The sequence below is a fragment of the Microcoleus pseudofavosus SVA1_A4 genome, assembly GCF_036700565.1.
Taxonomy (GTDB): Bacteria; Cyanobacteriota; Cyanobacteriia; order Cyanobacteriales; family Microcoleaceae; genus Microcoleus.
This window is the reverse complement of the sequence record NZ_JAUBPE010000070.1, coordinates 23924-42805: the sequence shown is the minus strand read 5'-3', so window position 1 is coordinate 42805 and position 18882 is coordinate 23924. Positions and strand designations below refer to the sequence as shown.

The 18882-nt window shown below is 45.0% G+C and carries 23 protein-coding genes; 7 read left to right on the top strand and 16 right to left on the bottom strand.

What is annotated here, in order from left to right; all coding sequences use genetic code 11:
* Positions 1-54: 54 nt before the first annotated feature.
* Positions 55-831 carry an extracellular solute-binding protein gene (locus tag QUA02_RS25175; RefSeq protein WP_333031767.1) on the bottom strand — a complete coding sequence of 259 codons (777 nt, stop codon included), beginning with the start codon at positions 829-831 and terminating at the stop codon, positions 55-57.
* A gap of 131 nt (positions 832-962) precedes the next feature.
* On the opposite strand from QUA02_RS25175, the gene QUA02_RS25170 reads away from it, so the two are divergent.
* Complete coding sequence (locus QUA02_RS25170) at positions 963-1178, top strand: ATP-binding cassette domain-containing protein (protein WP_333031766.1); 216 nt, start codon at positions 963-965, stop codon at positions 1176-1178.
* 446 nt (positions 1179-1624) lie between these two features.
* On the opposite strand, the gene QUA02_RS25165 is transcribed toward QUA02_RS25170, so the two are convergent.
* Positions 1625-2497 (bottom strand): alpha/beta fold hydrolase, encoded by an 873-nt coding sequence (locus QUA02_RS25165; RefSeq protein WP_333031765.1) that lies wholly within the window; start codon positions 2495-2497, stop codon positions 1625-1627.
* A gap of 399 nt (positions 2498-2896) precedes the next feature.
* Here QUA02_RS25165 and QUA02_RS25160 point away from each other — a divergent pair, with 399 nt between their 5' ends.
* Complete coding sequence (locus QUA02_RS25160) at positions 2897-3391, top strand: GAF domain-containing protein (RefSeq protein ID WP_333031764.1); 495 nt, start codon at positions 2897-2899, stop codon at positions 3389-3391.
* 91 nt (positions 3392-3482) lie between these two features.
* On the opposite strand, the gene QUA02_RS25155 is transcribed toward QUA02_RS25160, so the two are convergent.
* The 3 genes from QUA02_RS25155 to QUA02_RS25145 form a co-directional block, all read right to left on the bottom strand.
* Complete coding sequence (locus QUA02_RS25155) at positions 3483-3860, bottom strand: helix-turn-helix domain-containing protein (protein ID WP_333031763.1); 378 nt, start codon at positions 3858-3860, stop codon at positions 3483-3485.
* 18 nt (positions 3861-3878) lie between these two features.
* The gene (locus tag QUA02_RS25150) at positions 3879-4172 is read right to left on the bottom strand and encodes a type II toxin-antitoxin system HigB family toxin (protein ID WP_333031762.1); all 294 of its coding nucleotides are present in this window, start codon (positions 4170-4172) and stop codon (positions 3879-3881) included.
* Between the two features lie 118 nt (positions 4173-4290).
* Complete coding sequence (locus QUA02_RS25145; RefSeq protein WP_333031761.1) at positions 4291-4452, bottom strand: element excision factor XisI family protein; 162 nt, start codon at positions 4450-4452, stop codon at positions 4291-4293.
* Between the two features lie 255 nt (positions 4453-4707).
* Here QUA02_RS25145 and QUA02_RS25140 point away from each other — a divergent pair, with 255 nt between their 5' ends.
* Both QUA02_RS25140 and QUA02_RS25135 read left to right on the top strand, forming a co-directional pair.
* Positions 4708-4926 carry a hypothetical protein gene (locus QUA02_RS25140; protein ID WP_333031760.1) on the top strand — a complete coding sequence of 73 codons (219 nt, stop codon included), beginning with the start codon at positions 4708-4710 and terminating at the stop codon, positions 4924-4926.
* On the top strand, positions 4919-5338 hold the full coding sequence (locus tag QUA02_RS25135) for a pepsin/retropepsin-like aspartic protease family protein (RefSeq protein ID WP_333031759.1): 420 nt from the start codon (positions 4919-4921) through the stop codon (positions 5336-5338). Before QUA02_RS25140 ends, QUA02_RS25135 begins: the two co-directional genes overlap by 8 nt.
* A 58-nt stretch (positions 5339-5396) precedes the next feature.
* Here QUA02_RS25135 and QUA02_RS25130 read toward each other — a convergent pair whose 3' ends face one another.
* From QUA02_RS25130 to QUA02_RS25100, 7 genes are all read right to left on the bottom strand, one after another.
* Positions 5397-5765, bottom strand: a complete 369-nt coding sequence (locus QUA02_RS25130) for a hypothetical protein (RefSeq protein WP_333031758.1) — start codon at positions 5763-5765, stop codon at positions 5397-5399.
* An 82-nt stretch (positions 5766-5847) separates the two neighbouring features.
* On the bottom strand, positions 5848-6669 hold the full coding sequence (locus QUA02_RS25125) for a hypothetical protein (RefSeq protein WP_333031757.1): 822 nt from the start codon (positions 6667-6669) through the stop codon (positions 5848-5850).
* Positions 6670-7018: 349 nt separating this feature from the next.
* Positions 7019-9979, bottom strand: coding sequence for an excinuclease ABC subunit UvrA (gene uvrA, locus QUA02_RS25120; protein WP_333031756.1), 2961 nt, complete (start codon positions 9977-9979; stop codon positions 7019-7021).
* A 73-nt stretch (positions 9980-10052) separates the two neighbouring features.
* The gene (locus QUA02_RS25115; RefSeq protein WP_333031755.1) at positions 10053-10496 is read right to left on the bottom strand and encodes a retroviral-like aspartic protease family protein; all 444 of its coding nucleotides are present in this window, start codon (positions 10494-10496) and stop codon (positions 10053-10055) included.
* 30 nt (positions 10497-10526) lie between these two features.
* The gene (locus tag QUA02_RS25110; RefSeq protein WP_333031754.1) at positions 10527-10970 is read right to left on the bottom strand and encodes an aspartyl protease; all 444 of its coding nucleotides are present in this window, start codon (positions 10968-10970) and stop codon (positions 10527-10529) included.
* Between the two features lie 121 nt (positions 10971-11091).
* Entirely contained in the window at positions 11092-11724 is a 633-nt protein-coding gene (locus QUA02_RS25105; protein ID WP_333031753.1) for a 7-carboxy-7-deazaguanine synthase QueE, read from the bottom strand.
* Between the two features lie 187 nt (positions 11725-11911).
* Positions 11912-12610 (bottom strand): class I SAM-dependent methyltransferase, encoded by a 699-nt coding sequence (locus QUA02_RS25100; protein WP_333031752.1) that lies wholly within the window; start codon positions 12608-12610, stop codon positions 11912-11914.
* Positions 12611-13567: 957 nt separating this feature from the next.
* Here QUA02_RS25100 and QUA02_RS25095 point away from each other — a divergent pair.
* Positions 13568-14338: a hypothetical protein gene (locus QUA02_RS25095; RefSeq protein ID WP_333031751.1), complete on the top strand. Its 771-nt coding sequence runs from the start codon at positions 13568-13570 to the stop codon at positions 14336-14338.
* A 234-nt stretch (positions 14339-14572) separates the two neighbouring features.
* Here QUA02_RS25095 and QUA02_RS25090 read toward each other — a convergent pair whose 3' ends face one another.
* On the bottom strand, positions 14573-14728 hold the full coding sequence (locus tag QUA02_RS25090) for a hypothetical protein (protein WP_333031750.1): 156 nt from the start codon (positions 14726-14728) through the stop codon (positions 14573-14575).
* A gap of 54 nt (positions 14729-14782) precedes the next feature.
* On the opposite strand from QUA02_RS25090, the gene QUA02_RS25085 reads away from it, so the two are divergent.
* The gene (locus QUA02_RS25085; protein ID WP_333031749.1) at positions 14783-15229 is read left to right on the top strand and encodes a hypothetical protein; all 447 of its coding nucleotides are present in this window, start codon (positions 14783-14785) and stop codon (positions 15227-15229) included.
* A 179-nt stretch (positions 15230-15408) separates the two neighbouring features.
* Here QUA02_RS25085 and QUA02_RS25080 read toward each other — a convergent pair whose 3' ends face one another.
* The 3 genes from QUA02_RS25080 to QUA02_RS25070 are packed head-to-tail and all read right to left on the bottom strand — an operon-like array spanning position 15409 to position 17279.
* The gene (locus tag QUA02_RS25080) at positions 15409-15963 is read right to left on the bottom strand and encodes a cyclic nucleotide-binding domain-containing protein (RefSeq protein WP_333031748.1); all 555 of its coding nucleotides are present in this window, start codon (positions 15961-15963) and stop codon (positions 15409-15411) included.
* A gap of 26 nt (positions 15964-15989) precedes the next feature.
* Positions 15990-16286: a hypothetical protein gene (locus QUA02_RS25075; RefSeq protein ID WP_333031747.1), complete on the bottom strand. Its 297-nt coding sequence runs from the start codon at positions 16284-16286 to the stop codon at positions 15990-15992.
* A gap of 9 nt (positions 16287-16295) precedes the next feature.
* Entirely contained in the window at positions 16296-17279 is a 984-nt protein-coding gene (locus QUA02_RS25070; RefSeq protein WP_333031746.1) for a DUF1517 domain-containing protein, read from the bottom strand.
* A 300-nt stretch (positions 17280-17579) separates the two neighbouring features.
* Here QUA02_RS25070 and hemB point away from each other — a divergent pair, with 300 nt between their 5' ends.
* Complete coding sequence (gene hemB / locus QUA02_RS25065) at positions 17580-18563, top strand: porphobilinogen synthase (RefSeq protein WP_333031745.1); 984 nt, start codon at positions 17580-17582, stop codon at positions 18561-18563.
* Positions 18564-18882 lie beyond the last annotated feature (319 nt).

Sequence of the window (18882 nt, the reverse complement as noted above, 5' to 3'; positions counted from 1 at the left end):
TATTTGCCCAAATGGAATTATCGAGCCGTACCCCAACCTGAGTAATTCATTAAGTTATTTATTTTTCATTCCTAAGTCGCTGGCTTCCCGCGCATCTTTCGTTAGGGTGGGAATTTTTTTATAGATTTTTCCCACAAAATCAAGGGCTTGTTCAGACTCTCCTCCTTCTTGGGTGACTGACCCCCACAGGCCTAAAAATTGCCAAACACCAATACCAGAGGTTTGAGGATTCGCTGTAATGACATTTACATCTTCTTTGGCTAAATCTGCCCAAGTTTTAATATCTTTGGGGTTGCCTTCTCGGGTGACAATTGCCGCTACCGATTGACTAACTACTCCCCTTCTAGGAACTCTGTCTTGCCAGCCAGAATTAATTAAACCAGCTTCTTCGATGCGAACGACATCCAATGGGAGGGCAAGATGCACTACATCGGCTTCTTGTTTGCCGGCAATGATCTCGTCGGTTTGCGCTAAAGACCCGCCATAACTGCGTTCAAAAATGACGTTTTGGTTGTGTTCTTTCTGCCACTTTTCAACAAATTTAGGGACGATTTGGTCGTGGGCCGCTTTCGTCACTGAGAAGGAAACTAGGTTGAGCTTGATATCGCCTTGATTAGCCCTACTCGTTCCAGAGCAAGCAGCAATTGATATACTTAGAATTACACTTAGTAAAAACAAGACGATGTACGCTTTTCCTGAGCGTCCTAGATGCTGAGCTCTTTTGAGAAATTGCCCTGAAAATCGCAGCAATTGGGAACTGGCTGCGATCGCAAATTTTAGAGACTGAACGATCGAAGTCACTGAATTTTGCCAAACTTGTTGTTGATTCACCGATACTTTTTCTTTAACTACGGTATTTTTATCGAGATTTCGTAGTTACTTTGAGGAGTATAGAGTCATCAAATTAGAGTCTTCAGTTTTCTTAATATTTTCTTAATAATTGCTTTTAACCTAGCGCTACCATGACAAAGAGTCCAAACTCACACCCGCCCGCCGCGGCCGCTAAACACTTAGAACTGACTAACTTAAGTGACTCCCGCATTGGCGATGCCCAGAAAACAGTGATTATTGCCTCTGGAAGTGGGTGCGGTAAAAGTACGCTGTTGCGGATTATTGCTGGCTTGGAATATCCGACGGTGGGGGAAGTATTTATTGACCCGAATGTCCCATCGCCGTAGAAGTGTTTGAAGGCAATATCAATGATGCTTCAACCTTAAGTCCACTGCTGGAAAAAGTTGGCCAAAAGAGTTAGACAAAATTGTCACGCTTGACAACCGCTCGAATCGTCCACTTCGAGGAGCTGAAAAAATTGGGGTGAGAGTGGGAAAGGTCATCAATCGCTATCAGGTAGCAAAGCATTTTCATCTGTTGATTACCGACAACAGCTTCTGCTACGAACGAAACAGCGAGAAGATTGAGATGGAAGCGCATTTAGATGAAATTTATGTGCATTCGTACCTCGGTCTGTGCTTCTGGGTTAGATGAGAGAGAAACAGTGAAGGCGTATCAGAGTATATTCGATCGGACGCACCTTGCACCATCTCCGGTAGGGTGCGTCAGAAACAAAAACTTTCGAGTTGATGCAAAAAATTCGACTGACGCACCTTACACTATTTGTATCAATTCAAACAGCTTTGCTTGCCAAAAAATCTCTCATGTACCGATTCACTAACTGCGGCTGTTCCTGCTGCACCCAGTGACTGCAATTGGGAATGTAATGAATCTGAAAATCCCGCACGTAATCTGCGGTTCCATAGGTTAACTCTTTGCCGAGGGCGGCATCATTTTCTCCCCAAATCATCAGTGTGGGAACTTGCAGCACGCTCCAATTCGGGCGATCGAGAAATCCGCTAGCCATATTGCGGTAATAATTGATAGTAGCAGTTAGAGCGCCCCGTTTGGCAGCCGCATCTTTGTAAGCTTCGATATCTGAGGGGGTAAAAGTGTTTTTGTCAACTGCCATACCTTCCAAAGCTGCAGAAATTGCCTGATAGTCGCCCAACTGAATTAACAACTCCGGCAAAACAGGCAACTGAAATAAAAAGATGTACCAACTTTTCAGCAATTGTTGGGGAGTGCGTAACCCTTCAGCAAACTTTGCCGGATGCGGTAGATTCATCACAATTAATTTATCCAGCATTTGGGGATAAGCATAAGCAAAATTCCAGGCGATCGCGCCTCCCCAGTCGTGACCAACTAAGACGCAACTTTCGTATCCCAAACCCTGAATAATTCCCTTGACATCTTGCACAAACTCTGCCATCACGTAAGCAGATTGATCGTGAGGTTTGTCGCTGTCGTTGTAACCCCTGAGATCCACAGCGACAACTTTATAATCTGATGCAAATTCCGGGATTTGATGCCGCCAAGAATACCAGAATTCAGGAAACCCGTGCAGCATCAGCATCAGCGGCCCAGAACCTTGAGTGACATAGTGCAGTTTGATGCCGTTCGTAGCGATAAATTCGTGTTTCCAAGCAGCTTCTAGCACAGACATATTTGATGCTTCCTCTAGCTATCGAGATAGCCTAGCAGTTCCTTTCTTTAAGAAAAACCAACTTTAGGCATATCTAGCAATTCTCCCAGCACTTGTAAACTCTTCCTTTTCTCTTCCTTTGTGGAACAGGCCTCCCGCCTGTGGTTCTTCTCGAAAGCGGTTCGTAAAAAAAAGCCGTAGCTTGCGGGGCGGGACGCTATAGCCTGTTTCCCAAAAAGATTGCTATCTCTGTCAAAATAATAGTATAATGTTGCTGGCATCCAGACAACTGTTAAGCCAAAAATTACTCATTTTCGAGCGCGCGAAAATCCCGAAGCGCAGCAATTTTAGGTGTTGTGAGGGTGCAATTTAAATAATTCAGAGCTGGCGAGTGTACGAAGAATTAAAGGAGTTAATATCATGTCTGGCGATCGCCTGCAAAAAATTGTTGACAGCTTGACAAATCGTCTCAAGCGTGATGTATTAGTAGAAAAATCCCTATACGACATTCGAGAAGTTTTGCAGAGCGATCGCGCGGTACTGTATTATTTCTACAGGCAGTGGCAGGGTCAAGTTACTTGCGAGATGTTGAGTGCGATCGAACTATCAATTTTAGGTTCCACCGGGCCTGACGAGTGTTTTAACGGCGAATACGCTGCTTTGTACGAAGCGGGTAGAGTCAGAGCAATTGCAGATATTGAACTAGAACCAATTCACGAATGTCACCGAGAGTTTCTCCGCAGCCTGAAAGTTCGCGCTAATTTAGCCGTGCCAATTTTAACAAAAAAAGGACTTTGGGGGCTGTTAATTGCTCATCAGTGCAGCGGGCCCCGCACTTGGTCGCGATCGGACATTGAATTTATGCAGCAACAAGCACAAAATATGGCAATGTCTCCCACAATTCAAGATAGTTAATCTTTCATCCAAAATCCTGCTTTGTGACTGTTCGGGTGCATTGTCTGTGCGATCGAAAATTACCAACCAACCAAAATATGATGTTCTATTGTTAGGTGGAGGTTTGTAACGACTCATAGGGCTGGATGAGAATCTCAGCGGGAATTCCTAACTCTTGATTCAGCTTCCGAATCATTTCCAGAGTCAAGGATCGTTTGCGAGATAATATCTCAGAAACTTTAACTCGACTGCCAATACATTGTTCCAAATCGCTACCAGACCATCCGCGAGCCTCCATGTAGTATTGAATGGCTGCAATGGGATCGGGTATTGCGATCGGAAAGTGTGCCTTCTCGTAAGCTTCTACTAGGGTACTGAGCACATCTAGGCGATCGGACTCAGGTGTATTAGGAGCTGCATTAAACAGCAACTCAACCTCTCGAAGGGCTTCCTGATAGTCAGTTTGGGTTCTAATTGGACGTATTTCCATATATCGATCTTTGTTTATTTAAATCGTTTCTGCATCTACCTTGTCATACTCGGCATGAGTGCCAATAAAGCGGATAAAAATAATGCCGATGTCATAACGAATGGCAACAATCAGCCGATAGGAATTGCCTTTGATGTTAAACACAACACGATTATTCGCAATGATGCTGGCATTACGATGAGCGGACTTAACATCGACTGGACTCGGCCAATCGGCGTGAGACGCTTCGTAGTACCAATTTTTTAGTGCTTCTGAGGCATCTGGATGAGTTTCCCAGAAGTTTCGCAAGGTGCTGCGGGACAAAATACGCATAGAACTTTGTGACTGGAACTCCCGCCGAAACACGAGACAATTGAAATATCGGTTCTGCCATTCTCATAGGGCAAAGAATAACGTCCTATCTCATCATTTTATCACAGAATCTTTGTCTCTAGGAATAGTTGGTGGCAAGGAGTTTTCGGATGCTGGGGGAGCGAAACCCAAGAATGATATCTTGAGGAGACACGCCACGTTGAATCAGTTCTCGATCGATATAGATTTCGGTACTGTTGTGTTGAATCCAGATTTGATTTTCGATGATATCGAGCTGCATGGCACAGCCATAGATGCGATATTCGTCGCGCCATTCGTTCGTTGTGCATAACGAGGTATCGATCGCGGGCGAAATCGAATATTAGCTGAGCATTTGCGTCATTTTTAGAAAAGTATTCGAGAAAGTCACAAACAATTTTGCGGTATTCGTTTAGTCTATCCATTGGTCGATCGCCTCACGAGTTGGATTGTAAATAAGCAGATGTAAACTTAATGCCCTACAATATACACATCTATAACTTATCCTAAAAGCCTTATGCCTTTTACTGAACTTGTTCCTCTTCTTAAAGAATTATCTCACGCCGAGAAGCTATTGCTACTCCATTTCCTGGTAGCTGAATTGCTGAACGAATCGGGTCTGGTACCATTGAGCGATGGAGGAACACCCGATAGTCAAGGGTTGCATGATTCTTTTGAGGCTGCTTCTGTACTAGCAAGAGCGTTGGCAGAAGAGAAGGTTGCAACGCATGGTTGAGCGAGTGAGATTTGCCTTCACGGAGGTCGATCCAAGTCTTGGTGCATTAAGTACGCTTCCTTACCTGCCAATAGTTCTAACGTATCAAAATCAATCTCTGAGGGTATCGGGTTTATTAGACACAGGCTCTAGCGTAAACGTATTACCTTATGAGATAGGTTTAAGGTTGGGTGCTGTTTGGGAACGACAGAGGCTTTCAGTGCCGTTGGGGGGAAATTTGTCTAAGTTTGAAGCAAGAGCGGTGGTGATGACAGCAAATATCGAGCAATTTCCGCCTGTGGATTTGGCTTTTGCTTGGACACAAGATCGAAATGCTCCATTGATTTTGGGACACATGAATTTCTTTCTAGCTTTTGATGTATGCTTTTATCGCTCTGAGTTAGCATTTGAAGTTAGCCCCAAAAGAGCCTGACCAAAAGATTCAGAAGTTCAAAATGAAAGCTGCGATTAAAGATGATTTATCGCTATCGCTAATTATTCTTCACTTCCTCCCAGCCTTTGATTGCTCCAGTAATAAACGCTCCTGCTGGATTATCGATAGCTTTTTCAAGTGCTGCTAGACTACCTTCTTTAACAGCATTTATAATTTTTTGTTTCATTGTTGGGTTGGTCTCAATGTGTTTAACCACTTCCGTTGCCACTACCATATTTCTTGCGGGTATATCGCTAGGATAACTTGTTTCGAGCTGTTTGAGTAATGCTTGAATTTCGCTTGCTGCTTGTACTAAGCTTTGAGGCTGTCCTGCGACGTAGTAATTTCCCTGAATGTAACTACCTTGAATATGTCTGTTGAAATTACCGCCACCTGTGTTAACAGTCCAATTTTCATTGTTACTCATCTTGATATCTCCTTAAGTTGTTATTACAATTGAAATTTTAAACCTGATGATTGATTAGTGAGCTACAGCCGCACACTTCTATCTACCAATTACTAAATCTTGCTTCGTCTATCTTCTCTTTCGCTTCATCGATTGCCCAGTCTTTGCCAGAACAACATTTACCACTTTCATTACACAGAGGGCCATTTATCTTGTAATACCACCAAAAATCATCTTTGTCTGATTCCAGATAAATTGTATGTCTTTCATAGTTAATGTTTTCTCCATGATTTTCTTCTTCATAGCCTGTTGTTTGATTGAATGAATGGTTTCTAATTAAAAGTCTCACAAATGTTTCATAAACTTCACTGTCAGCAGCATTTTCGTCAATATGAAACTTACCTTTAACGTAGGGCTTCTTTCGAGTCTCTTTGGCTAACTCTTCAGCCATTTGAGTTACTGCTTGCTCTGTACTATATCCTTGACTTTTCATCTCATTCAGAATAGCTCGAAAATCATCAAGAATGGAAGTAATATCTTTGCTCATATCTACACGATTGTCCTGTATGTTTATATAATCACCTTGTATGTAATTGCCTTCAACTACTCGATTATAGTTTCCGCCACCTGTTTTGATGTCATGATTTATAGTTGAATTATTTTTATCTTCCAAATCGTATGATTTCTGATTATCTTTAACACCTCCTTTTCGCTTTAAATATAGATAAATACCAAGTGCAAGGATTATCATGCCTATAATAATACCAAACGTATATTGGTTCTCAACTACTAATTTAAAAACTAATTCACCAATTTTAACAATTAATGATGCAGCTAAAATTAGGCATATACCCTTTTGAGTATTAGACAGCTTATATTTGAAGTGATGAAAAAGTTTTACTGAAATTTTTCTTAGATAGCTCATACTACCGAAATAGTATTTGTAATTTTAGTAACTAATCAATTATACTAATTTCCCCTAGAAATAGATGTAGTATAAATCATTGCTTGTCTGTGATTAATATCACTGATGTCAATCACTAAGCGTGCTGTGCAACGTAAAAACAAGGTCTTGCCATCACCATATCACCTTCCCCATGTTCAATAAATCAACCGTTCCCTCAGTTAGATACAATATCTCAGCAATTTCCTGATTATTTTTGCATTCACCAATCAGTCTTAATACCTCTCATTCGCGCTTACTCAACTTAGAGCGATAACTTCAACTAAAGGCGTGGCACTCTCTTGCGGGAATCCCACGCAATAATTTACTATTAACTAACAGCTACAGCCTCCCCCAAAGGATGCTGCTGTAAAACAGCTTGCAAATACTTCCCAGTATAAGACCTCTGATTTGCCGCCACATCCTCCGGCGTCCCCGCCACAATAATCTCGCCGCCCTTATCTCCCCCTTCCGGGCCCAAATCGATCGCCCAATCGCAGCACCGAATCACATCCAAATTGTGTTCGATGACCAAAATTGAATTCCCCTTATCCACCAATCTTTGCAGCACATTTAACAAATGGTGAACGTCGTAAAACGACAAACCAGTTGTCGGTTCATCGATCAAATAAAGCGTCTTCCCAGTAGCGCGGCGCGACAGTTCCGTTGCCAGTTTCACCCGCTGCGCTTCCCCTCCCGAAAGCGTCGGTGCGGGCTGTCCCAACTGAATGTAACCCAAACCGACATCTACCAAAGTTTGCAGTCGGGCGCCCGCCCTGGGAATATTTTTAAACATCTCCAAAGATTCCTCTACGGTCATGTTCAAAACATCAGAAATCGACTTGCCTTTGTACTTAACTTGCAGCGTTTCCCGGTTGTACCGTGCACCCTTGCAAACCTCACACTGCACGTAAACATCCGGCAGAAAATTCATCGAAATCACGTTCACGCCTTGGCCGCCGCAAGCTTCGCACCTTCCCCCTTTCACATTAAAAGAAAACTGCCCCGCTTTGTAACCTCTGGCCTTCGCTTCAATGCTTTCGGAAAACAAATCGCGAATCACGTCAAAGACTCCCGTGTAAGTAGCGGGATTAGAACGCGGAGTGCGGCCGATGGGAGATTGGTCAATTACAATTACCTTATCAATCACATCCTCTAGAGAGCGTTCGCCTTTAGTTTTGAGGGCGTCCATATCGGGTGGTAAAGGCACTTTTTTTGTGATATAGTGTTGCAGCGACGGGTAGAGCAATTCATTGATTAAAGTTGATTTTCCCGAACCGGAAACCCCCGTCACGCAGACGAGTTTTCCCAGCGGAATTTCCACATCAATATTTTTTAAATTGTTGCGCCTCGCATTTGTGATTGAAAGAGCTTTGCCGTTGCCTTTTCTCCTTTCATTAGGGGTTTCAATTACTCGCTTTCCCGACAAATAAGCACCGGTCAAAGATTCCTCTGCCGTTAGCAAATTTTCTAAACTTCCTTGCGATATAATTTTACCACCATGAACGCCGGCACCGGGCCCGATATCGACAATGTGGTCGGCCGCTCGCATGGTTTCTTCATCGTGTTCTACGACAATCAAAGTATTGCCTAAATCGCGCAATTTTGTTAAGGTTTGCAGCAGGCGAAAATTGTCTCTTTGGTGCAGTCCGATGCTCGGTTCGTCCAAAACGTAGAGCACTCCTGTCAAACCAGAACCGATTTGAGTCGCCAGCCGAATTCGCTGGGCTTCTCCGCCAGAAAGCGTCATTGCTGCGCGGTCTAAAGTCAGGTAATCTAACCCGACATCGAGCAAAAATTGCAGCCTTGCTTTGATTTCTCTCAGGGCTAAATCGGATATTTGGAATTGCCGATCGCTCAATCCCAAATTATTTACTCGTTCGCGGCATTCGCGAATCGAAATACTGGTTAAATCCACAATGCCGTACTGTCCCAACCGCACAGAAAGCGCCTCGGGTTTCAAGCGTTTGCCGTGACAAACCTCGCAAGAGCGATCGACCCGATACTGTTCCAACTTCTGCTTGATCAAATCGGAACCAGTATCGTCGTACTGGCGCTGCAACATGGAAATTACGCCATTAAAATCTCTCCTCAAATCAGTGCTGCCGTCGCGCTTTTTACTTTCTGCGGTGCGCTTTTGCTCATTGCCGTACAAAATTACCCGCTGGTGTTCGGGCTTTAATCGATACCAAGGAGTGTCGATATCAAACCCGCAAGTATCAGCAATACTGCAAAGCAAAGAGAGATAATAGGAATTGTCTTTGTCTGACCAAGGCGCGATCGCACAATAAAGAGGCGCTTTCTCGTCGGGAACTACTAACTCCGGCGCAAAAGTCCGCAAACTCCCCAAACCGTGGCAGTTTTGGCACGCGCCGTAGGGCGAATTAAAAGAAAATAACCTGGGTGAAAGTTCTTCCATTACCGCGCCGTGTTCGGGACAAGCAAAGTTTTCGGAAAATACCATCGGCCCCTGTGGTTCGGAATTTTCATCCGCCGGTAACTCTTCAATTATTGCAATTCCCTCTGAATGGCGCAAACAAGTTGCCAGAGAATCAACTAAACGTTCTTCTAAACCGGGTTTTTTAATTAACCGATCGACAACTATCTCGATATTGTGCGTATGATTTTTATCTAATTCGATATTTTCCGAAAGTTCTAAAATTTCTCCGTTAACTTTGACGCGAATAAATCCTTCCGCAGCTAAACTCGACAATAATTTGCGGTGAGTGCCTTTTTTTCCCCGCACAACTGGTGCCAGAAGGTGAAAGCGAGTGCCGTCGGGAAGTGCCATGACTCGATCGCACATTTCATCAATTGTCTGCGGCGCAATGCAGCGATCGCAAATCGGACAGTGCGGTTCGCCAGCTCTGCCGTAGAGCAATCTGAGATAATCGTAAATTTCTGTAACAGTGCCGACAGTCGATCGCGGGTTGTGAGAAGTTGACTTTTGGTCGATCGAAATAGCCGGACTCAAGCCTTCGATCGCGTCCACATCGGGTTTGTCCAACTGTCCCAAAAACTGGCGCGCGTAGGCGCTGAGAGACTCCACGTAGCGGCGCTGTCCCTCGGCAAAAATTGTATCGAAAGCGAGGGAAGACTTACCAGAACCGGAGACACCCGTAAAAACTATCAGTCGATCGCGCGGCAGTTCCAGATCGATATTTTTCAGGTTGTGCTGTCTCGCACCGCGAACCCGAATCGTATTTTGGTTGTTGGAGTTAGAATTCGTCACATTATGCCCGTTGCGGGATGCACTTGGCTGGCTGTTTGAGGTTTCGGCGCGTTGGGACATGGGAGTAGTGCAAAACAGTGCTTAACCATCTTAGCGCTGCAGATCGAATTGCTGGCATCCAAACTCAAGAATATCAAAGAATTGTCAAATAAGTTTCCGTCGGCCCGTCGGGCAAAACCTTCAAACTTTGATGCTTCAAATCCACTTCAATTCCCAGCGCTTCCATCGGAATCACGCCCAAAAGTGGAGTTTTCCCCTCTGGCAATTCCAAACACTCAAAAGTCCCTTCGCGCCCGCACAGAGAAATCGAAGCATCTCGAAAAATCCTCGCTTCACTAATGCCCGTGGCTGTTTCCACAACCACTTGCTTGAGAATTATCAAACCCAGTCTAGCAATGACATCTTTCGGCAAACATAAAGTTGTCGCGCCCGTATCCACTAAAACATTTTCTAGCGTTACAGACCTGATTTGCTCAATTGGAATCATGCCCCGTTCGGCATCAGCCCGATCTATCCGATTTTCGATCGCTAACGTTGTTGTAACTTTTCCCATTGGGGTTTCCGTAGTTGACTGCATAATTTTACTTACCCTCAATTGATATTAACCTTAAAGAATTGTCAAATAGGTTTCCGTCGGCCCGTCGGGCAAAACTTTCAATCTTTGATTTCTCAAATCCACTTCAATTCCCAGCGCTTCCATCGGAATCTTGCCCAAAAGCGCAGTTTTACCTTCTGGGAGTTCCAGACACTCAAAAGTGCCTTCGCGCCCGCACAGAGAGATCGAGGCATCTTGAAAAATCCTCGCCTCACTAATGCCCGTGGCAGTTTCCACAGCCACTTGCTTGAGAATTCTCAAACCAAGTCTAGCAATAACATCTTTCGGCAAACATAAAGTTGTCGCACCCCTATTCACTAAAACCTTTTCCATAGTGACAGACCTGACTTGCTCAATTGGAATCAGACCGTCTTCGGCTTTCCCTTCATCCAGCCGATTCGTAATTACTAGGGTTGTGATAACTTTTCCCATTAGGGTTTCCGTAGTTGTTTCCATTACGTTCAGATTATCATAAACTGCTGCTTTAATTTTAGCACATAGTTCCACAGATTATAGGACGATGCACTCCCCACTTTACACCGCCCACCTGACGAATAGCTCTGCCTAAACAATCAAATTATTGCACGCCTATAAACTTGTGAATTTGCAAAGATAACTTGTAACTAGGATTTTGTTTCAGTAGTTCCATAATAAGGGAAATGCCTAAATCTTTCGAGTTCCATTCCGGTTGCAAAAAAACCGGAATATTCACATTACTTGCCAAATGCTTGTGATAAAATTCAACTTCTTCGCCAGTGCTAACCACCAATTTAATTTCATTAGCTCTAGTCCAAAATATCTTTTGCACCGGATATTTAGGATTGACGTGTTCTTTAGGAGAAAGAGTAATCCAAGCTAGCGGGGAAACATCCTGCCAGCAAGCGCCGGAAGTTTCAATACTCACCTGCTTGTCAGCAGCTAACAAAGCTTCAACTAACTCAGGCAAATTCTGGTGGATGAAAGGTTCGCCGCCAGTAATTACCACTCTCGGAGACTGCAATTGAGCTAGCAATTGTGCGATCGACTGCGGCACAGACGGCAAACCTTGGCCCCCATTTGCGTAACCCGTGTCGCACCAAGGACACCGCACAGGGCAACCGGCCAATCTAATAAAATCTACTAAAGTCCCCGTCCAGTAACCTTCGCCTTGAACGGTACACTGAAAAGTTTCGTGAATCGGTAATTTTACCTGCAAATTTGAACCCAGCATTTGCGCCTCTAATTAACTAAAAAATACATCATTCTGTAGGTGCGCATTGCGAACCTTACTCTATACTTTTGAGTTTACACGATCCGCAATGCGCACCTTACTCTTTATATAAAACTGATTGGTATATTCTTGAATAATTAGCAGTTTGTGGCAATTTAAAAATGAACCACAAACCGCAAATAACTCTTTAATTATTCTGTTCGGGTTCCATCATAGTAGCCCAGCGACGTTTCAATGCCAAAGTCAGCCCGTCACCAATGGGGACAACACTGAGAGTAACTCTGGGATCGTTGCGTAACTTGTCGTTAAAAGTACGAATGGCGGTGGTACTTTCGTCTTGTACTTGAGGATCGGCAACTCGTCCAGACCACAGAACATTGTCAATTACAACTAAACCGCCATTGCGTACAAGTTGCAGCGATCGCTCAAAATAAGCCTCATAATTTTCTTTATCGGCGTCGATGAAGGCAAAATCAAAGGTTCCTGCTTGTCCTTCAGCTATTAACTTGTCGAGAGTATTTATTGCTGGGCCCAAGTGCAAAGAAATCTTGTTGGCGACACCCGCAGCTTCCCAATAGCGTCGCGCGATCGCAGTATATTCCTCGCTGACATCGCAAGCAATAATCTGACCGTTTGAAGGCAGCGCTAAAGCTACGCACAGCGAGCTATAACCAGTAAAAACGCCAATTTCTATGGTTTTGGTCGCTCCCATAAGCTGCACCAGCATCTCCATAAACTGACCTTGTTCGGGAGCAATCTGCATCGTACCCATAGGATGCTTAGCAGTTTCTTCCCGTAGTGAAGCGAGAATATCTGGCTCCCGCAGAGAAATAGATAACAGATAATCGTAAAGTTGATTTTCTAGGCCAAGAGTTGAGTTCGGCATCGGTTTGTCCTTCCTGCTGACTTTTTATTTGAGATTGTAGACGCGCAGTTAATGGAAATCGGAGACTGTAGAGTTAAATTTGGCACCTATTTTGCTGTGGATGATGACAGGTTGCAGTAGCAGTGTCTCGGTTATGGAGAGGCAACTTGCAAAACGCGCGATCTAGTTCCAAACCAGTTTATCTCAGCCACAGGTTATTTAGCAGCTCTGGAAAAGAAAAATCGATAGAGGGGAGCGTTTTGAGATGGCGGCGTTCCTAGCACTAGCACCGTGTAACGCCGTTAGTGATACCAGTTCAAAAGATGAATGCAACTGTGGACAAGCTGCAAACCCATACATAATCTGCCATTGCTCATCTCAAATCTCAAATCTCAAATGCTATGAGTTGGGTAGAATGTGACTTCATCCCGATCGCTAAGTAGATGAACTGCGAAAAGCATAAGTAGTCAAAAGCGAGTGAAATGAAGCAATCGCAGAGGTTGTGATTAATTTACATTTTGTTACATTGTCAAGTTTTTGCGTGTCGCTCTACTTAATTTTCAATGACTAATTATTGAGAAGTTACGCACTCTCAAAAAACAAACCGTTTCATTTAACTCTTATTGATGGGTTAAAGCCGGTGTATTTTCCTGGAACAAAGCAGGGGCCTGGAAACCCTGGTGTCGCGGAATATAACTAATCACTAATAAACTGGGTTTAATAGGACGATTGCTTAACTGTCACAGCTTATTCCTGCACACCTAAACAACCTACCCACAATCAGCACAACATTCCACGATTTAGGTATAGCAAGTATTTGTGGGAAAGTTTTAGGTTTGTATCAACCCTTTATCCGCACTATTACTCATAACGAATAAACTGGGTTTAATAGGACGATTACTTAACTGTCACAGTTTATTCCTCCATACCTAAACAACCTACCCACAATCAAAACAACATTCTACCAAGGCGATCGCTATGTATTACACTTTTGCGGGTTTCGGTGCGGGCACGGGTCTATTTTTATTGTTAGTTTTTGCCATTCTGCAATGGCTGCACGTCTCCGCCGGCAGTTTTATTGATTGGGTAATTGCCATTGCTATTTTTGAATGGCTGTTGCTGATAGTTACAGTTCCCTGGAATATCCATTTTGAAGCTAAAGAAGTTTTAGCGCAAGCCGCAGAATCTACTAAAAAAAACATTGCTGTAGATCCCGAACAACTCAAATATGTTACTGCATTAGTTAGCCGATCGCTCTTTGTGGCGATCGCACTTCACCTGTTTAGTGCGATCGCACTTTACGCCCTAGCCGCCGCCGGAATTAGTGCTATTGGCTATCTCAGTTCCGGTGCTGCACTGCTTTTAACTGTACTGCGTCCAGCTATCCGAGGTTATCAGTATTTAGCCCAGCGGCTGACAAGTATCCGCCGCCAATTTTTGCACCCCCGCGAAGATATTGTCGAACTCCGCAGCCGCTTTGCAGAATTAGAATCTACAGTTAGAGATTTGAGCAATCAATTAAGTTCAGACAATCCGAATTCGTGGGTGGCTGTCCAAAATCGGGAGCAACAGGCCATCAAAATACAATTAACTAATTTATCCGCATCTCTGCAATCTTTGCAAGCGACAAATCAGGCAGAACACACTAAACTCAGAAGAGATGCAGAAAGTGCGATCGCCCAACTCACCGATGACGGACAATTTCTCAACCACGTCCGCGAAATCATCCGCTTCTATAAAGAAGCATAAAGTCAGTTGACAGTTGACTGTTGACAGTTGACTGTTGACAGTTGACTGTTGTCATTAGTTACCAATGCCCGATGCCCGATGCCCGATGCCCAATTCCCAATTCCCTAGCTTTAGATAGATGTCAAATACTCGCAGACTGTGAAATCTGCAATGAAGAGAGAATTTTATCAGTCTTGAGGAAGGCTCAATAAATGTATTTTTCATATAGCAACCGCCCTGACGGTTAGCACGTTCTTAATTCCTGAAACCCTTGCCGAAGATTGCTTCTTCCTTTTCTCCTAGATAACTAAAACCTTTTTGCTTCTTCCTTGTTCCTTCAACATCTGCTATAAAAGCAAGTTCTCGAAAACTATAACCAAAGATAGTTTGTGAATGAGCTAGCTTGGCCATAATATTTAAACATAACCCAAACATCTTTTTGAAAAGAGAACTCAGGAAAAAATCATGACTAATCGCCAACCAACACCGTCCGAAGAAGAAATTAGCAAATCAACAGCCGCCGACGAACAAATCGAAGCTAATATGGAAGCCCCCCACTACGACAGGGGCATTACTCCTGCGGAGACAGCAGCGCGGCAAGAACGCGAAGGCGCTAACTTCATGCACACAACCACCGAAGGGAAGCAGAAAAGTGCAAAAACTGATGACCAAACCGATGACGAAAGCATTCACACCACAGATGGTTATACAGTAGACAAAGAAGGTCTGGTTAACAATTACGCGATCGAACCCGAAATGTACATCAACGAACCGGGCGATTTGAGAGCAAAAGAGGAAGCCGAAGCCGCCGAACGCGCTCGAATTCTCGCAGAAGTCAAAGATAAAAAAGGCGAGGAAGGAAAACTGACAACGGAAGCAGACACCCGCGGCAAAGGGCCAGGAATTATCTAGGTTGTCTGGTTGGTAGTTGGCGGTCAGCGCGGGAGGTTGCAACTGCAAAGCAAAGGGGGGGTTTTTCTAGTTCCGGCAGTTGTCGATCGATATTCCCGGTAAAACCCGCCCCTATTTTGCTTTCGGCTTCTGTTTTGAGAGTTGACAGTTTACATCAGTGGCGATCGCCTTAAAATTAATCAAGCCCTAACATTTTCCATCAGCCAATTGAACTTAGCCTGAGCAAGCGCCAAATTTTCCAGGACGTTCGGATTAATATCCTCCCGATCTAATTCCCGTTGCTCCAATTCAATATTACGGCCGTATTCTATATGTCTGATCGTACCGCGCATCCTGTCTGCCAGACACAGCGAAATTCCATAATAAAACCGGGAAGCAAAGCCCATATCGTGTTGAAGTTTGATTACTAACTGTCGCCTAGGAATTGCCAGCAAGTGAGTTTCTTCCATCGCCTTCACCGTTGCCAAAGGAGGGCGAGTGTCAATGAAAGAAACTTCTCCCACAAGTTCTCCGCTGGCTATTTTAGCGAGTTCTTTAGTCTGCTCAGCCTCGATTAAAACGCTCAAACTACCCTTCAAAACAATGTATAGCGCATCGATCTGTCTCCCTTCATGGATCAAAATCGCGCCCGGATCGAGAACTTCCTTTTTGCCTTTTTGGACGATCCAGTCAATATCGTCGTTATTTAACTGGCTCAAAATAAAAAGTGCTTTTTTTCTGCTGCTGTCGGCCATAAGTTTAGCTCCCGATCGCTTCTTATTTATATAAAATTTAGAGGGCGCGCGGTTACAGCTTCTTCCGAAGCAGTCAGTCCTCGCTCAAAACAGTTTTTTTTATCCTGCCTAACTTGTTCGCAAAACGCTTCTAGGGCAGGTTTTGCCAGTAGCAGATGAATCAGACTGAATAATGATCTCTCAATACTAGCATTTGTTGAACAATCTTTTTTAACTCGATCGGCATCCACAAAATCCTGGGAAATGCCCGTCTCAAAAATAATCGGGTTCGCCCGCACAGCTTTGCTGCGGGATGGGCGCGGCAGACCATGCTCCGCGCCCACTCTTGCTCGCTAAATCGATCGCAAATCAGGATAGCCGGCCAACATATCGTCAGCACTCAGAGTGTCCCCGTTCGCTTGAGGAGTCCACAGGACCTCAACCGCCAGCAACTGCTCGCTCGATACTCCCCCAATCTGGCGCAAAGCTTGGCGCAAATCTTCAGAGTTTTTCACTGCTGGCAATTGCAATTTGCCTTGAGTACCGACAATCACCGTCACCACAATAAATTCCCCGGGTTCTGAATTCAAATCAGAACCAACCAGCGCGCCGTTTTCCTGCAAACCTGGCAGGATATTGCTGCTCCCTGCTTGCCGGAGCTGGTTGTTATAATTCGAGAGCGTCTCTTCAGTAAATTTACTGCGTTCTGCCAAAGAAAGTTGATTAAACTTAGCTTCGGCTGCTTCCAAGCGAGTTTGCACAGATTCAGCACCCGCGTAAACCCAGTATTCAGGATGCCGCAGCAGCGCCAGAGTCGATTCTTGCACCACTTGAGCGCGACCGGTCGCTGTATCGGTATCCGCTTTTCGCGCTAGGGAGTCGAGTTCGGCTTGCAAACCGCGGGCCTCTGCTAGCAAACCAACTTGCAAGCGGGCGACAGATACGGTGGTAGTGGGGGCGCTGTTGCCCAGTTCGTCAGTTGTGCCCCCGGCGCGCCGGAAGCTTTGGACGAGGAAATTAGCGATCGAAATAAAAATCAAAATCGAGAACAGGCCGCCAAACCCGCCTCCAAAGCCAAAAAACGGCAGCAAGAAGGGGAAACCGAAGCCGCCTCCAAAGCCGCCGCCCGGGTAGTAACCCCCTCCAGACGGCGCGTAAGTGCGACTAGGAGACGAGTAACTGCGCGCCGGAGCTCTAAAAGAGCCGCCGCCGATGCGTCCTCCGCTGCGGGCCGCCAGAGCTCCGTCAGCGTTACCGAGGGCTAGCGTCAGTACCAGACCGATCGCAAATAGTGATTTCAAAAGCGGTTTGATCTTTGAAATTAGTTGCTTGTACATAAGACCGTTACTATTCGATACATTTATAATTTACAGTCTATCCTCGCTTCTGGGCAGCCTGGTTGCAGGTGTGAAGCCAGCGAGATATCCGTACCAACCGATCCCAGCACCGTTAGGACTCAGTCTGGGAAAGGGAAAGACTAGAAAGGACTGGCTTTCCTGACTAGGAACAACGGACATCCAGACTTTCACAGAACTTTACTTAAGTACAGGGCGATCGGCCAACAATAAGCTTTAGACTTTTAAAGAAACGCCGCGAGTCCTAGAAAGCAGGGCTTTATCTACCGTAAAAAAAACATTATGTTTCCCACTCACCGCCCCCGCCGCCTCCGCAACCATCCCCAACTCCGCCGGATGGTACGCGAAAATATCTTGACAACCAGCGATTTAATTTACCCTCTATTTGCCGTACCGGGGGAAGCTTTTGCCAAAGAAGTTAAATCGATGCCCGGAGTCTACCAGCTATCGGTAGACAAAATAGTAGAAGAAGCAAAAGAAGTTTACGACCTCGGCATTCCCGCGATTATTTTATTCGGCATTCCCGCAGATAAAGACACAGATGCTACAGGTGCTTGGCACGACTGCGGCATCGTCCAAAAAGCGACGGAAGCAGTTAAAAAAGCCGTACCAAATTTAATCGTCATGGTCGATACTTGTCTGTGCGAATATACCAGTCACGGTCACTGCGGCTATTTGGAAGTCGGAGATTTGAGCGGCCGCGTCTTGAACGATCCGACACTAGAATTGCTGAAGAAAACCGCAGTTGCTCAAGCTAAAGCCGGTGCAGATATTATCGCACCTTCGGGAATGATGGACGGTTTTGTCGGAGCAATTCGCGAAGGATTGGACAGTGCTGGATTTGAAGATATTCCCATCATGTCTTACGCGGCAAAATACGCCTCAGCTTATTATGGCCCGTTCCGGGATGCGGCCGATTCTGCTCCGCAATTTGGCGATCGGCGCACCTATCAAATGGACCCGGGAAACGGCCGGGAAGCACTCAAAGAAATTGCTCTCGACATTGCCGAAGGCGCAGATATGCTAATGGTTAAACCCGCTTTAGCTTACATGGACATTATTTGGCGCGTGAAGGAAGCAACTAATCTGCCTGTTGCTGCTTACAACGTTTCTGGAGAATATGCGATGGTGAAAGCCGCCGCCCTCAACGGTTGGATTGATGAAGAAAGAGTGGTGATGGAAACCTTGACAGGATTCAAGCGTGCTGGTTGTGATTTGATTTTGACTTATCATGCCAAAGACGCCGCCCGCTGGCTGCAAAGCTGAGCCATTCCATTTTCTAGGACTTACGCACGATTGTTGAGAAACCGGGTTTTTTATCAAAAGACGGGTTTTAGACCGCAGATTCGGTAAAAAACCCGGTTTCTGGGGCCCGATGCGTCAGTCCTGTTTAGATTAAAGAATTGACTCCACCGCACAATCTTCGCGTGCTCTGGTGGAGTCAACACGTCTGTCGATCGAGGATTTTTGAGCCATTACGCACCCTACAAGCGCTCGCTTACGCATCTAGACGTTCAGAAACCGGGTTTTTACCGTTTCGGTGGGCTGTAACTGACATCTTGCACCATTCTCAATTACTTGTTTA

Excerpts from the sequence above, each read along its gene's own strand:
- QUA02_RS25170 (WP_333031766.1), top strand. The coding sequence starts at position 963 with ATGACAAAGAGTCCAAACTCACACCCGCCCGCCGCGGCCGCTAAACAC.
- QUA02_RS25165 (WP_333031765.1), bottom strand. The coding sequence starts at position 2,497 with ATGTCTGTGCTAGAAGCTGCTTGGAAACACGAATTTATCGCTACGAAC.
- QUA02_RS25160 (WP_333031764.1), top strand. The coding sequence starts at position 2,897 with ATGTCTGGCGATCGCCTGCAAAAAATTGTTGACAGCTTGACAAATCGT.
- QUA02_RS25155 (WP_333031763.1), bottom strand. The coding sequence starts at position 3,860 with ATGGAAATACGTCCAATTAGAACCCAAACTGACTATCAGGAAGCCCTT.
- QUA02_RS25150 (WP_333031762.1), bottom strand. The coding sequence starts at position 4,172 with ATGCGTATTTTGTCCCGCAGCACCTTGCGAAACTTCTGGGAAACTCAT.
- QUA02_RS25145 (WP_333031761.1), bottom strand. The coding sequence starts at position 4,452 with ATGCAGCTCGATATCATCGAAAATCAAATCTGGATTCAACACAACAGT.
- QUA02_RS25140 (WP_333031760.1), top strand. The coding sequence starts at position 4,708 with ATGCCTTTTACTGAACTTGTTCCTCTTCTTAAAGAATTATCTCACGCC.
- QUA02_RS25135 (WP_333031759.1), top strand. The coding sequence starts at position 4,919 with ATGGTTGAGCGAGTGAGATTTGCCTTCACGGAGGTCGATCCAAGTCTT.
- QUA02_RS25130 (WP_333031758.1), bottom strand. The coding sequence starts at position 5,765 with ATGAGTAACAATGAAAATTGGACTGTTAACACAGGTGGCGGTAATTTC.
- QUA02_RS25125 (WP_333031757.1), bottom strand. The coding sequence starts at position 6,669 with ATGAGCTATCTAAGAAAAATTTCAGTAAAACTTTTTCATCACTTCAAA.
- uvrA (WP_333031756.1), bottom strand. The coding sequence starts at position 9,979 with ATGTCCCAACGCGCCGAAACCTCAAACAGCCAGCCAAGTGCATCCCGC.
- QUA02_RS25115 (WP_333031755.1), bottom strand. The coding sequence starts at position 10,496 with ATGCAGTCAACTACGGAAACCCCAATGGGAAAAGTTACAACAACGTTA.
- QUA02_RS25110 (WP_333031754.1), bottom strand. The coding sequence starts at position 10,970 with ATGGAAACAACTACGGAAACCCTAATGGGAAAAGTTATCACAACCCTA.
- QUA02_RS25105 (WP_333031753.1), bottom strand. The coding sequence starts at position 11,724 with ATGCTGGGTTCAAATTTGCAGGTAAAATTACCGATTCACGAAACTTTT.
- QUA02_RS25100 (WP_333031752.1), bottom strand. The coding sequence starts at position 12,610 with ATGCCGAACTCAACTCTTGGCCTAGAAAATCAACTTTACGATTATCTG.
- QUA02_RS25095 (WP_333031751.1), top strand. The coding sequence starts at position 13,568 with ATGTATTACACTTTTGCGGGTTTCGGTGCGGGCACGGGTCTATTTTTA.
- QUA02_RS25090 (WP_333031750.1), bottom strand. The coding sequence starts at position 14,728 with ATGGCCAAGCTAGCTCATTCACAAACTATCTTTGGTTATAGTTTTCGA.
- QUA02_RS25085 (WP_333031749.1), top strand. The coding sequence starts at position 14,783 with ATGACTAATCGCCAACCAACACCGTCCGAAGAAGAAATTAGCAAATCA.
- QUA02_RS25080 (WP_333031748.1), bottom strand. The coding sequence starts at position 15,963 with ATGGCCGACAGCAGCAGAAAAAAAGCACTTTTTATTTTGAGCCAGTTA.
- QUA02_RS25070 (WP_333031746.1), bottom strand. The coding sequence starts at position 17,279 with ATGTACAAGCAACTAATTTCAAAGATCAAACCGCTTTTGAAATCACTA.
- hemB (WP_333031745.1), top strand. The coding sequence starts at position 17,580 with ATGTTTCCCACTCACCGCCCCCGCCGCCTCCGCAACCATCCCCAACTC.